A 12,957-nucleotide genomic window follows, 5' to 3' on the forward strand; every position below is an offset into this window, starting at 1 on the left:
CCCACTACAGTTGACAATGAGCCCTTTTTTATATATTAGTTTTGAGAAAGAGTTTCAGCGACATCGTCCATTGAAAGTACTTCGTGGAAGACACGTTGAGTCAATTCTGTTTTTTGTTCTTTTGTGAGGTATTTTGTGTTGACACAGTAACCAGAGATACGAACGATAACGTCTTCGCCACTCATGATCTTATCGTAAACGTCTTTAAGGTCCATAACGTTCAAGTTAACGTGTTGACCACCGTTTTCAAAGTAACCATCAAGGATAGTCACAAGGTTATCCACTTGTTCATCGAAGGTCTTACCAAGAGCACGTGGTGATACTTGGGTTGTCAATGAGATACCATCGGCAGCATATGAGAAGTCAAGACTTGCCAATGAGTTAAGGTTTTGCAACCAACCACCGCGAGCTTTGTTAGATGGGTTAGCACCTGGTGAGAAGAATTCCAATTTAGAAAGGTTCACGCTACCATCTTCGTTCAAGTAAACTCCTTTGTGAACTGGTGAGTTACCTGTTTGTTTAGAGTAAGCAACGTTTGATGTGATGGTAAGAAGTGATACAGTTGCTTCAGCGTCTTTGTAAAGTTTGTGGTTACGAAGACGAGTTGTGTAAGCTTCAATCAACCATTCAGCCAATTCGTTTGAACGAGGGTCATCTTCACCCCAACGAGGGTAATCTCCGATAGTTTCGTAGTCGTAGATGTAGCCATCTTCGTCACGGATTGGTTTAACTGTTGCGTATTTGATAGCTGACAAGGTATCGACAGTATTAGCGAAACCACAGATACCAAATCCCATGTTAGCACGTTGTTTTGTTGGCAGGAATGCCATTTGAACAGCTTCGTAGTTGTATTTATCAGTCATGTAGTGAATGATGTTAAGGGCATCTACGTAAGTATCTGTCAACCAGTCAAGTGATTTTTCAAAGTTGGCTTTGACAGTGTCAAAATCAAGCACATCGTCGCGAACTGGTTCGATATCAAAGACTTTGTAATCTTTGTGAACATCGTCGTAACCGCCGTTTAGACCAGTAAGAAGGGCTTTAAGGACGTTTACACGTGCGCCGAAGTATTGGATGTTGTGGCGTTGTTCTTCGTTTTCTGGGTCAAGTGGTGACACACAACATGAGATGCATGACATTTCACCATATCCGTCTTTTGCCATTGTTGTCACACCTTCGTATTGGATAGAAGAGTGTTTGTGTGACATCTTCATGCAGTAGCGACGGAAAGCGTATGGCAATTTATCTGTCCAAAGAACAGTCAAGTTTGGTTCTGGAGCGTTACCGATGTTATCAAGAGTATTCAAGAAACGGTAGTCCATTTTTGTAACACGGTGGCGTCCGTCAGCACCCATACCAGCCATAGAAGTTGTGATGAATGTTGGGTCACCAGAGTAAAGTTCGTCATAAGCTTTGGTACGAGCAAATTTTACGGTACGAAGTTTCAATACGAAATCATCAACAAATTCTTGGATTTCAGATTCTGTAAATGTACCACGAGCAAGGTCACGTTCTGCGTAAATATCAAGAACGATGGGCACACGTCCAAGAGAAGTAGCCGCACCGTTAATCACACGACAAACAGCCATGAAAGCAATGTTTGTCCATTGGATAGCTTCTTTGACGTTCATCGCAGGTCGGCGAACATCGACACCGTAAAGGTCACCCAATTTAATGACTTCACCAAGGGCTTGGTATTGCAAGTTAACTTCTTCACGAAGGCGAATTGATTCTTCATCAATTTCTGTAATCGCGTTCCAGTCGTTTGCTTTTTCTTTCATCAAGTAGTCTGCTCCGTAGAGGGCAAGACGTGCGTAAACACCGATAATACGACCACGAGAGTATGCATCAGGAAGTCCAGTTACAGTGTGGGCGTGACGGGCACGGCGGATATTAGATGTGTAAGCACGGAAGATACCATCGTTTACAGTTGTCACGTGTTTTGTGAAAATTTCATGAACAGCTGGGTCTGGTTCATAACCGTGTTCTTTAAGAGCTGTTTCTGCCATGCGGATACCGCCTTTAGGCATGAAGTTCAATTTGAATAACTCGTCGTTTTGAATACCGTAAATCAACTCATCTTCTTTTGAGATGTATCCAGCAGGGATATCAGCGATTGATGTTGGACGTGTATCCATTGGGAAACGCGTTTCTTCGTAATGTGCTTTTGTTTCTTCAACGATTTTTTTCACTTTGAGTGAACGTTCAGTCGCAGGTGCCAAGAAACTTTCGTCACCATCATATGGGGTATAGTTGGCTTGTACGAAACGAGAAATACTAGCTTTTTCTTTCCAGTCAGTACCTTTAAAGCCTTCCCAAGCTTTTTCAAAAACATCTGTAGTAGTCTTAACAGTCGCCATAATAAGAGATCTCCTTAAATTCTAGTAACAAGTTATCTGTTACATTTACAAATATAGTTTAACATATGGTAAGCGTTTTCCAAAGGGGAGATCAGCGAATTATGTGAGAATCTTTACTAGTACAGTTGAATAATACGAATAAACTGTACTAAAAAAGGTAAAATAACCGAAAAAACCTAAAAATTGGTATAATAAATGGAGAAAGGATACCTTAATGCTGATTTTCCCTTTAATTAATGACACATCTCGAAAAATTATTCATGTTGATATGGACGCTTTTTTTGCTTCGGTGGAGGAGCGTGATAATCCTAATTTGAAGGGGCACCCTGTCATTATTGGGGCAGACCCTAGGAAAACAGGCGGTCGTGGGGTCGTGTCAACTTGTAATTACGAGGCTAGAACGTTTGGCGTGCATTCTGCCATGTCCTCAAAAGAAGCTTACGAGCGTTGCCCGCAAGCCATTTTTATTTCTGGTAATCATCACAAATACCGTCAAATTGGGCTGCAGATTCGGGCTATTTTTAAGCGTTACACGGATTTGGTAGAGCCTATGTCGATTGATGAGGCTTATCTGGATGTGACGCATAATAGACTGAACATCAAGTCAGCGGTTAAGATTGCTAAAATGATTCAGTATGACATTTGGCAAGAGCTTGGTTTAACGTGTTCGGCTGGGGTGTCTTATAATAAATTCTTGGCTAAATTGGCATCGGATTTTGAAAAACCAAGGGGATTGACCTTGATTTTGCCAGAAGATGCTCAAGATTTTCTAAAACAGTTGCCTATTGAAAAATTTCATGGTGTGGGGAAGCGTTCGGTGGATAAGCTCCATCACATGGGCGTTTACACGGGCGAGGATTTGCTGGGCTTGTCTGAGATGACCTTGATTGACCTTTTTGGGCGTTTTGGCTACGACTTGTATCGAAAAGCAAGAGGCATTTCCAATGCACCTGTGCAACCCAATCGCATTCGCAAATCGGTTGGGAGTGAGAAAACCTATGGCAAATTGTTGTATGATGAAGCCAGTATTCGCTCAGAGATTGCCAAAAATGCGCAGCGCGTGTCTGACAACCTCAAGAAAAATCAAAAATTGGGGCGCGTGATTGTCTTAAAAGTGCGTTATTCAGATTTTTCGACCTTGACCAAACGCATGACGCTGGACGTGGCGACAGATGATGCCAAAACGATTAGTCAAATGGCTCAAGCTATTTTTGACCAGCTGGAAGAGTCTTCAAAAGGCATACGTCTTTTAGGTGTCACGGCAACTCAACTAGAAAATACAAGCGAGTCCATTGCCCTCCATCTTTAAATAGAAAAAAGCCACTTAATAGCAGTGGCTTTTCTAATGATGTGATGTACTTAGTTGACTTCAACTGCGTCGTCGCGGTACAAGAGTTTGATAGCTTTGTTGTAAACATAACCATAAAGCACCAAGAAGATAATAGGAAATAAAAAGAGTGTGATGCTAAGTGAATCCCCCAAGGCAACTGCTAAGATGATAATAGCAACGTTATAGACAACAGTGTAGCCCAAGGCAATACGGTAAGGCATCAAGCTAGGTACGTTTTCTTTGATTTTGGCAAGGTTCCTAAAAGCCAGATAAGCCACAACAACGTTAGTCACCAAAGCAACGATGTAGATAATGGGATACCAAATATTACTTGCAGCGACCAGGGTTTGATAAACCTCAGTATCCACAGTTTTCTTTAGTTCATCTAAATTATTGCTGATGGCAAAGTAGCTGACAATACCTGAAATCTTGCCGATAGCGGCGAGTACATTTATCCAAGCGATGAACAATGTCCAAGAACGCAAGGACTGACGTAATTTTTCATAAGAAACCATACCAAACCTCCAAAATATCAAATTATACTAATGTCATAATACAAATTATTATACCATAAATTGAAGCGTTGTAAATAGCCTTCTGCCAAGTCATGAGAGGTCATGAGATAACCCCCAGCCGAAAGTAGGTCTGGGGGTTAGTGTTAGGATTTGAAAAAACGTTCGATGTCGGCTGTTGTCAAGCCAATCATGGGGTCGATGAAAGGGATATTTTCCTCTGTCAGGCGATAGGCTTGAGTTTCTTGCTCCACTTGGTTGTCAATGTCCAAGGTTAACTGAATCTGTTCTTCGACAGCGGTGTCTGCGGGAACAGCGACATTTTGGTAATTTTGATTTTCGGGTGTAGCTGTTTCTTGTGGTGTTTCTACCTGTTTTTCAGCTGTTTCTTGCGCTAGATTATCGTTGCTAAAACGCTGCACAAGATAAGTTTTGCGCTTATCACCTTCATTTTTGATGGCATAATCAAAGGCGGCAAGTTCTCCTAGCATCACCAATTTACTCTTGGAACGTGTAATGGCGGTGTAGATGAGGTTGCGTTGTAGGAGGCGGCGACTTTGATGTGTAATTGGCAAAATAACCACCTGAAATTCACTCCCTTGCGATTTGTGGATAGACATGGCGTAGGCAAGGGTGATTTTGTGCCATTCGTTGCGAGGGTAAATGACCTCATTACCGTCAAAGGACAAATAGAGTTCGTCTTGCTTGGATTCGGTGTATTTGGCGGGAATTAAATCTGTGATGTAGCCGATGTCGCCATTAAAGACATTTAGCTCGGCATCGTTAATAAGGTGGAGAATTTTATCTCCTTTACGAAAACTCATCTCACCAAACGCAAAATCTTGCTGATTGTCCAAGGGATTGAGCAAGTCTTGGATAATGGTGTTGAGACGGTTAATCCCTGCGGCACCACGGTACATGGGTGCTAAAATCTGAATTTCCTGCGGGTTGATACCACTTTTAACAGCAGATTGGACAATCTTGGCAATCATATCAGGAATGTAGGTAGCACTGGCTTCAAAATAAGAGCGGTCAGGCTTTTTTTGTGTGAAATCGGCAGGCAATTGGCCTTGTCGCATTTGGTTAGCAAGCGTGACAATGGTCGAATCCTCAGATTGTCTAAAGATTTTGGTGAGGGCAAGTTGGGGGAGTGTGTCAATTTTTAACAAGTCAGAAAGCACTTGTCCTGGACCAACAGACGGTAGCTGGTCGCTATCCCCAACGATAATGACCTGAGTTGTTGAAGCAATGGCACTAAAGAGTTGATTAGCTAGCCAAGTGTCCACCATAGAAAATTCGTCAATGATAATCAAATCACAATCCAAATAATCGTCCATGGCTTGGTAGTCGTTGTCACCATTTAAGCCTAAGTGACGGTGAATGGTTGCACTGGGGAGGCCAGTTAATTCATTCATTCGTCGTGCGGCTCGTCCTGTCGGTGCTGCTAAGATAATAGGAATGTCTGTTTTATTGAGGTCAATGCGGTGGAGCTGCGCATAAGCAGCAATCAAGCCGTTGATAACCGTGGTTTTTCCAGTCCCTGGCCCACCTGTCAAGATAAATACCTTGCTTTGCAAAGCTTCTTGAATAGCCTTGCGTTGGACTTGGTCATAAGAAATAGCAAAATCTTCCTCAACAGCTGCGATTTCTTCTTGAATGTCATCGTCCGAAAAAGTATTTTCCAAAGGGGTGTCAAGGATACGTGTCAGATGCTTTTTAATACCAGCTTCGGCATAAAAAAGGCTACTGTCAAAAATCTTGGTGCTAATGTTTTGCACCTTGTCTTCTGTGATGAGTGTTGACAATTCTTGAGCGACAGCTGCGGGGTCCAATTCGACAGGGCGTGCTTCTTCGAGAGTGGTAATGGCTTGCTCTAACAAATCTCGTGCTTCCACATAGGTGTCGCCTCGTTCCATAGAAGTTTCAAAAAGGGTGTGCACAAGTGCTGCTCGAAAACGTTGTGGTGCGTTTGCCTCAATGCCCAATTCTTCTGCCAGTTGATCTGCAATCTTAAAACCAACTCCTTGAATATCCTCAACCAGTTGGTAGGGATTTTCTTGGATAATTTCCAAACTGTCTTCTTTATAATGATTGAAAATATCAACGGCAACACGATTGGTTAAGCCGTATTCGGCCAGTTTGGCTAAAATCTGCTCTGTTCCATAATGCAGTTTTAGACGAGCTAAAAAACGGTCCTTGGTTTCCTTGGACAAACCAGCAATGTTGTCTAATCGGCTAGGGTCGTCCAAGATATGATCAATGGTATTGTCACCGTAAAGTTGCACAATCTTCTCAGCCGTTTTTCGGCCAATGCCTTTAAATTGGGCACTTGAGAAGTATTTGATCAAGCCAGAAGAAGTGGGTTTGGCACGCTCGTAACGTGAGGCCTTTAGTTGCTCCCCGTATTTTGGATGCTGGGTTAACTCGCCCCAAAAGGTGTAGTCCTCGCCTTCAGCAATATCAGCCATCGTCCCCGTCACGATAATCTCAGGTTCATCAAAATCTGCATCAGTATCCTCGATACTTATCAAGACAATCCTAAAAAAGTTGCTAGCATTTTCGAAAATGACTCGCTCAACCGTGCCAGAAAAAAAGTATTCCATGAAAAGTCTGTCCTCATTATTTTTGTTTTAGTGTCATTTGCTTGTTCAGAATGGCTTTATTATACCATTTCTTTGTTAAAGGAAAAACAAAAACAAGGCTAGAGTTTTTTCTAGCCTTGTGCGTTTATTCAATAAATCCGATTTTTGAAAGTGGCCAGAAGCGGAATTTGACTTCACCAACAATGGATGATTTCGGAAAAGTTCCGACTTCACGGCTGTCTTTCGATACGATGCGGTCATCTCCCATGAGATAGTACTCGCCTTTTGGCACTTTAACGGTAAATTCAGTATTGCCATCGCTATCCGTAGTAAAGGCGTCTGCTTTCTCAGCCAACTCTTGGAAGAGCGAATTATAGGCATAAATGTCTTGGAGTTGGTCGTCATCAAAGGCTTGTTTGTACTCATCAAGGTATTTTTCATCGACTTCTTTACCGTTGATGTAAAGCGTGTCATCATTGTAAGTGATCGTATCACCAGGCATCCCGATGACACGTTTAACGATTTCCTTGGTTTGTCCGTCCTCAGTTTCCTTAGCCACAACAATATCAAAACGGTTGATTTTCGTGTGGTCAAGGACAATCAAGCGTTCTCCATCTGCTAAGGTTGGGTCCATTGAGTGCCCATCGACTTTGACAGGCTGCCAAAGGAATAAGCGACTAAGACCTAGCACCAAAACAAAGAGGATAAAAGGTCCCCATTCTTTAAGAAATTTCATAATGCTTCCTCAATTTCCTTTCCGTAATAGCTCTTGAGCTTTTTTTGTATTTGCAAAATGCAGTTTAGCTGTTTCTGCTAAACCAGCCATTCCATGCGTTTTTAAAATCTGACTGGCAATAAAGTCGGACTTTTGCCCTGCCCCACTTGGCAAGGGATAGCCGATTTTTTGGCTGAGCTGGTCTAAATAGTCCAAAAATAAATCTCTTGCAATAATCGAGCTGACCGCCACCGCCAAATACTCGCCTTCAGCCTTTTCTTCTAGTGTCAAGGGATTGTCAAATTGGTTGACTTCTTGCTTGATATATTTTTGATAGTTTTGTTGGCTGGTAAAAGCATCGATGACGATTTTTTGCGGTTTGAAGCCATCTTTTAGTAGTAAATAAATAGCTTGATTGTGTAAAGCTACCTTGACAGAAACAGCATTGTACTGTTTGCCAGCTCCCACGACCTGATTGTATTTTTTAGGAGATAGGAGGAGAGCGCGGTGGGGAATTTCTTGCTTGAGAATAGGAGCGATTTTGCGAATATTGGCATCGGTCAATCGTTTGGAGTCATCCACTCCTAGTTTTCTAAGCAGGGCGTGTTTGTCAGGAGTGACAAAACTAGCCACAACTGCCAAGCCCCCAAAGTAAGAACCGTTGCCCACCTCATCTGACCCGATGAGGGCTAGTTTTTGCCCTGCGGGTGCTGTTTGGATGGATGCGTCAGGCGCTTGATAGCCAAAATATTTAGCGACTTCCTCAGCTTTTTCACCTTGAAAGACGACCTTTCCTGACGTGTAAACTGAAATCATCACCTTATCTACTTTGGCTGCAAATGTGATATAGGGATTTTTACTGGCAACTTGCTGGCTATTAAATGTTTTTATAAGTTTCTGCAAAGCTGCCTCTTTTAAAGTTATAACAACTGTACTCATAGTCCCATTTTATCATAAAACCAAAGGCTATGCTCAAATAGATAGCCAAAGTCTTGTTTTTTCTCCTAGTATTTTACGAAATGGCTATTTTACGGTATAATGTCAAGGAGGTGACTATATGAAAAGTAAAAATCGGTATAAGTTTGTTTTTGGAGAAAAGACAATTACCTTGACGACAGATCAAGATAATCTCTTTATGGAAGAAGTCGAAAGAGTTGCAAAAGAAAAATACGCCGCTATTAAAGAAAAATTACCCCAAGCTGATGATGAAATGGTTGCTATTTTAATGGCTATCAATTCCCTTTCAACTCAGCTTAGCCGTGAAATAGAAGTTGAAAAAATGGAGAAAGAGTTAATGGCGCTTCGCTCGGAAACGATTGTTGACATCAAGGAGAAAGCCAGTAAATCAGACGCTAACGAGGATTAAGTATGATATCTGCTATTCTTCTAATCGTTTTTATTTGGCAGTTTTACATTGGGTATGCGCGCGGAATTGTTCTGCAAACCTACTACCTTGTGGCTAGTGTGTTGTCGCTTGTTATTGCGGGGCAGTTCTATCAACCCTTGGCAGATAGGCTGACCTTGTGGCTTCCCTATGCCAATGCGGTTCAAGGCGCGACCATGGCGTTTTGGCGGGATGTGCCTCTCTTTGATTTGGACCAAGTTTATTATGCAGGGGCTGCCTTTACCGCTATTTACAGTCTAGCTTATCTGACTTTTCGTTTGCTGGGTGTTTTTGTTCATTTGGCACCTGTTAATCGTTGGGACAATGTTGGTGCTAATGTCGTGAGCGGTGTTTTTTCGGTGCTGGTTACGATGATGTTTTTCAGCTTGGTTTTGACCTTGCTGACAACCGTTCCATTGAGTTTAGTGCAAAATACCCTCTCAGGCAGTGGATTGGTCCGATTTTTAGTGGACTCTTTTTACCCATTTGTCAACAGTATCAAAGATTTGTGGGCAGGGTCTGTTTTGAATTAATAAAGGGCTTTAGCCCTTATTTTTATAGGATAAGAAAGCATGAATACAAGAATTTTAGAACAGTTAGAATTTGATAAAGTCAAGCAACTTTTCGAAAGTTACTTGCAAACCGAGCAAGGGCAAGAGGAGTTGCACAAATTAGAACCAATGACAGAGGCTGACCGTATCTTGCGTTCTTTTGATGAAATGTCAGATATGGAGCAGATTTTCATTGAACATCATTCCTTTGGTATGGGCAGTTTGCGTGATGTTTCTGAGAGCATGCGCCGTCTGGAATTAGAAGCAGATGTTAACATTTCAGAAATCATCGATATCAAGAAAGTCTTGCAAGTGTCTGCAGAGGTCAAACATTTTTACAATGATTTGGAAAATGTCGAGTTGACAGCTCTAAATACCTTATTTGATAAGCTTGAACTGCTTCCAAGTTTACAGGGAAGTTTACAGGCTATCAACGATGGCGGGTTTATTGAAAACTTCGCCAGTGCTGAATTGGGCAGGATTCGTCGTCAAATCAATCACAGTGAGAGTCGTGTGCGTCAGATTTTGCAAGATATTTTGAAAAAACAAGCTGACCATTTGACAGAAACCTTGCTTGCTAGCCGTAATGGCCGTGCGGTTTTGCCTGTGAAAAATACCTACCGCAACCGTATTTCTGGGGTTGTGCATGATATTTCAGCATCTGGAAGCACAGTTTATATTGAGCCACGCGCTGTGGTGCAATTAAACGAAGAAATCACACAATTGCGCGCTGACGAACGCCACGAAATGGCACGTATTTTACGCGAATTGTCCAATATGCTTCGCCCGCATACCCAAATCATTCGCAACAATGCTTGGGTGCTAGGGCATTTGGACTTTGTGCGCGCCAAATTCTTATTTATGCAAGAGCGTCGCGCTGTGGTGCCACAATTATCAAGCGATAAGACCGTTCAACTCTTGCAAGCCCGTCACCCACTCTTGCTCAATCCTGTTGCCAATGACCTTCATTTTATGCAGGAATTGACGATTATAGTCATCACGGGTCCCAATACAGGTGGTAAGACAGTTATGTTGAAAACCTTGGGCTTGGCACAATTGATGGCACAATCAGGTTTGCCGATTTTAGCCGATAAAGGCAGCAAGGTTGCTATTTTCAAGGAAATTTTTACAGATATTGGTGATGAGCAATCTATTGAGCAGAGCTTGTCAACCTTTTCAAGCCACATGACCAATATCGTTAGTATTTTAGACCAAGCTGATAAAGATAGCCTTGTTTTGGTCGATGAATTGGGTGCTGGTACGGACCCACAAGAAGGGGCTAGCCTAGCCATGGCGATTTTGGAGCACTTGCGTTTGTTGGAAGTCAAAACCATGGCAACCACCCACTATCCAGAGTTAAAAGCCTACGGCATCGAAACGGATTTTGTTGAAAATGCAAGCATGGAATTTGATACGGACACACTCAGTCCAACCTACCATTTCATGCAAGGGGTTCCTGGACGTTCAAACGCCTTTGAAATTGCTCGCCGTCTTGGTTTGGCAGAAATTATTGTCAATGAAGCAGAGCGATTGACGGATTCAGATACCGATGTTAACCGCATCATCGAACGTTTGGAAGCTCAGACGCGTGAAAGCCGCAAACGCCTGGACCACATCAAAGAAGTGGAGCAAGAAAATCTCAAATTCAACCGTGCAGTCAAGAAGCTTTACAATGAATTTTCACACGCCAAGGACAAGGAGTTGGAAAAGGCCAGCGTCAAAGCACAGGAAATTGTAGACAAAGCGATGGCAGAAAGCGAAGCTATTCTCAAAAATCTGCATGAAAAAGCACGCTTAAAACCACATGAAGTCATCGAAGCCAAAAGCCAGCTGAAAAAATTGGCGCCTGAGGTTGATTTGTCTAAAAATAAGGTTCTCAAGAAAGCCAAGAAATTACGCGCGCCGCGCGTGGGTGATGATATCATCGTGACGGCTTACGGACAACGGGGTACTTTGACCAATAAAGTCAAAGATGGCAAATGGGAAGCTCAGATTGGCTTGATTAAGATGACTTTGAAAGAGGACGAATTTACCCTTGTCAAAGTCCAAGAGGAAGCTCAAAAACCGAAGAAAAAACAAGTCAATGTGGTTAAGAAAAGCCAAAAAAGCACAGGACCGCGTGCTAGATTGGATTTGCGAGGCAAACGTTACGAAGAAGCCATGCAAGAATTGGATGAGTTTATCGACCAAGCCTTGCTTAATAATATGGCGCAGGTGGACATTATTCACGGTATCGGAACGGGTGTTATCCGTGAGGGTGTTACCAAATACCTTCGCCGTAACAAACACGTGAAATCATTTGGATACGCTCCGCAAAACGCAGGCGGTAGCGGTTGTACCATTGCTAATTTAGGTTAAACAAAAAAATCTCTCTAACGGCATCGCTAGGGAGATTTTGTGATGATTAAAAAAGAAAGAGCAATGCCCCGCAAGCAAGTCCGATGAGAAAACCTGCCGTGACATCGCGTGGATAGTGGACGCCCCCAAGCACACGGCAAAAAGTTAAAAGGAGGGACAGAAGTAAGCAGATGCTGCCCAAGATGATATTCAGTCGTAAGACAGCCATGCTGATAATGGTCGCTGAAAAAACGTGACGGCTTGGAAAAGATTGCCCCTTGGTATTTTTAGCAATCAAAGGAGTAATGGCCCATGCCTCGTAGGGACGTGGGACGTTGAGGCGTTTTCTAATGACGGACACCAGCACAAAAGCAAGAGCTGGGATAAGGATAAAAGCCATTAGACGCTTGGGAGCTTGCCACCAAAGATAGATAAGTAAGATAGGATAGATGAGGTACATTATCTTGGTGACGAGGCTATTGCTTAAGCGTAAGCAGCGAATGGATGCGGGTCTTTTTCGGATAGGTTGCGTTAGCCGTTGGTAAAAATCTGCGTAATCTTTCATGGTTTGTCCTTAATTGAGATGATAATAGCATTATATCACGGAAAACGTAGCAATTACTTGTCAAACGCTAAAGTTTCCCGTAAAATAGGCACATAGACTATTAGAAAAGGAAAAAAGAACTGACGTCTTGGCAGTTCTCGGTAAGATTATGGCACATATCGTGACAGATGCAACATTTGAAGCAGAAACAAACGAAGGGCTTGTCCTAGTGGACTTTTGGGCAACTTGGTGTGGTCCATGCTTGATGCAAGCCCCAATTTTAGACCAATTATCAGAAGAAATCGATGAAGATGTTCTTAAAATCGTTAAAATCGATGTGGACGAAAACCCAAATACCGCACAAGAATTTGGTATCATGTCAATCCCAACCTTGTTATTCAAGAAAGATGGCAAAGTGGTTAAACAAGTAGCTGGGGTTCACACCAAAGAACAAATCAAAGACATCGTCGCAGAATTAAGCTAATCATAAAAGTCGGGATTTTCCTGACTTTTTTTGTTCATATGGCTTGATTTAGAGTGCACTCAAAGGATTATAATAACGGTGTCAATCAAATAGAAAGTGTTTTCACACTTTTGGCGCTTACTCGTTTGGGACGCGGATAAGTGAGCGTTTTGTCCCAA

Annotated in this window: 11 protein-coding genes; 5 read left to right on the forward strand and 6 right to left on the reverse strand. The window is 42.4% G+C overall.

Annotated features, from left to right (window positions below; all coding sequences use genetic code 11):
* Positions 1-35: 35 nt before the first annotated feature.
* The gene (gene pflB / locus B3R79_RS03970; protein WP_154455382.1) at positions 36-2,360 is read right to left on the reverse strand and encodes a formate C-acetyltransferase; all 2,325 of its coding nucleotides are present in this window, start codon (positions 2,358-2,360) and stop codon (positions 36-38) included.
* Between the two features lie 214 nt (positions 2,361-2,574).
* Here pflB and dinB point away from each other — a divergent pair, with 214 nt between their 5' ends.
* Entirely contained in the window at positions 2,575-3,669 is a 1,095-nt protein-coding gene (gene dinB, locus B3R79_RS03975) for a DNA polymerase IV (protein ID WP_168260355.1), read from the forward strand.
* 50 nt (positions 3,670-3,719) lie between these two features.
* Here the strand turns inward: dinB and B3R79_RS03980 are convergent, their stop codons facing one another.
* The 4 genes from B3R79_RS03980 to rnhC form a co-directional block, all read right to left on the reverse strand.
* Positions 3,720-4,205: a hypothetical protein gene (locus B3R79_RS03980; protein WP_293693894.1), complete on the reverse strand. Its 486-nt coding sequence runs from the start codon at positions 4,203-4,205 to the stop codon at positions 3,720-3,722.
* Positions 4,206-4,348: 143 nt separating this feature from the next.
* On the reverse strand, positions 4,349-6,805 hold the full coding sequence (locus B3R79_RS03985) for an ATP-dependent RecD-like DNA helicase (protein WP_293693896.1): 2,457 nt from the start codon (positions 6,803-6,805) through the stop codon (positions 4,349-4,351).
* A 124-nt stretch (positions 6,806-6,929) separates the two neighbouring features.
* Positions 6,930-7,523 (reverse strand): signal peptidase I, encoded by a 594-nt coding sequence (lepB, locus tag B3R79_RS03990; RefSeq protein ID WP_168260401.1) that lies wholly within the window; start codon positions 7,521-7,523, stop codon positions 6,930-6,932.
* A 6-nt stretch (positions 7,524-7,529) separates the two neighbouring features.
* Entirely contained in the window at positions 7,530-8,438 is a 909-nt protein-coding gene (rnhC, locus tag B3R79_RS03995; RefSeq protein ID WP_293693898.1) for a ribonuclease HIII, read from the reverse strand.
* Positions 8,439-8,556: 118 nt separating this feature from the next.
* Here rnhC and B3R79_RS04000 point away from each other — a divergent pair, with 118 nt between their 5' ends.
* The 3 genes from B3R79_RS04000 to B3R79_RS04010 are packed head-to-tail and all read left to right on the forward strand — an operon-like array spanning position 8,557 to position 11,792.
* Positions 8,557-8,865, forward strand: a complete 309-nt coding sequence (locus B3R79_RS04000) for a hypothetical protein (RefSeq protein WP_168260358.1) — start codon at positions 8,557-8,559, stop codon at positions 8,863-8,865.
* 2 nt (positions 8,866-8,867) lie between these two features.
* Positions 8,868-9,416, forward strand: coding sequence for a CvpA family protein (locus B3R79_RS04005; protein ID WP_293693901.1), 549 nt, complete (start codon positions 8,868-8,870; stop codon positions 9,414-9,416).
* A 39-nt stretch (positions 9,417-9,455) separates the two neighbouring features.
* Positions 9,456-11,792, forward strand: coding sequence for an endonuclease MutS2 (locus tag B3R79_RS04010; protein WP_293693903.1), 2,337 nt, complete (start codon positions 9,456-9,458; stop codon positions 11,790-11,792).
* Positions 11,793-11,838: 46 nt separating this feature from the next.
* On the opposite strand, the gene B3R79_RS04015 is transcribed toward B3R79_RS04010, so the two are convergent.
* Complete coding sequence (locus B3R79_RS04015; protein ID WP_168260361.1) at positions 11,839-12,336, reverse strand: phosphatase PAP2 family protein; 498 nt, start codon at positions 12,334-12,336, stop codon at positions 11,839-11,841.
* 148 nt (positions 12,337-12,484) lie between these two features.
* On the opposite strand from B3R79_RS04015, the gene trxA reads away from it, so the two are divergent.
* Positions 12,485-12,799 carry a thioredoxin gene (trxA, locus tag B3R79_RS04020; RefSeq protein ID WP_154455395.1) on the forward strand — a complete coding sequence of 105 codons (315 nt, stop codon included), beginning with the start codon at positions 12,485-12,487 and terminating at the stop codon, positions 12,797-12,799.
* Positions 12,800-12,957 lie beyond the last annotated feature (158 nt).

The organism is Streptococcus sp. UBA3373, from assembly GCF_002360305.1.
Classification (GTDB): Bacteria; Bacillota; Bacilli; order Lactobacillales; family Streptococcaceae; genus Streptococcus; species Streptococcus alactolyticus.

Excerpts from the sequence above, each read along its gene's own strand:
- B3R79_RS03980 (WP_293693894.1), bottom strand. The coding sequence starts at position 4,205 with ATGGTTTCTTATGAAAAATTACGTCAGTCCTTGCGTTCTTGGACATTG.
- trxA (WP_154455395.1), top strand. The coding sequence starts at position 12,485 with ATGGCACATATCGTGACAGATGCAACATTTGAAGCAGAAACAAACGAA.
- B3R79_RS04005 (WP_293693901.1), top strand. The coding sequence starts at position 8,868 with ATGATATCTGCTATTCTTCTAATCGTTTTTATTTGGCAGTTTTACATT.
- B3R79_RS04010 (WP_293693903.1), top strand. The coding sequence starts at position 9,456 with ATGAATACAAGAATTTTAGAACAGTTAGAATTTGATAAAGTCAAGCAA.
- B3R79_RS03985 (WP_293693896.1), bottom strand. The coding sequence starts at position 6,805 with ATGGAATACTTTTTTTCTGGCACGGTTGAGCGAGTCATTTTCGAAAAT.
- dinB (WP_168260355.1), top strand. The coding sequence starts at position 2,575 with ATGCTGATTTTCCCTTTAATTAATGACACATCTCGAAAAATTATTCAT.
- B3R79_RS04015 (WP_168260361.1), bottom strand. The coding sequence starts at position 12,336 with ATGAAAGATTACGCAGATTTTTACCAACGGCTAACGCAACCTATCCGA.
- rnhC (WP_293693898.1), bottom strand. The coding sequence starts at position 8,438 with ATGAGTACAGTTGTTATAACTTTAAAAGAGGCAGCTTTGCAGAAACTT.
- B3R79_RS04000 (WP_168260358.1), top strand. The coding sequence starts at position 8,557 with ATGAAAAGTAAAAATCGGTATAAGTTTGTTTTTGGAGAAAAGACAATT.
- pflB (WP_154455382.1), bottom strand. The coding sequence starts at position 2,360 with ATGGCGACTGTTAAGACTACTACAGATGTTTTTGAAAAAGCTTGGGAA.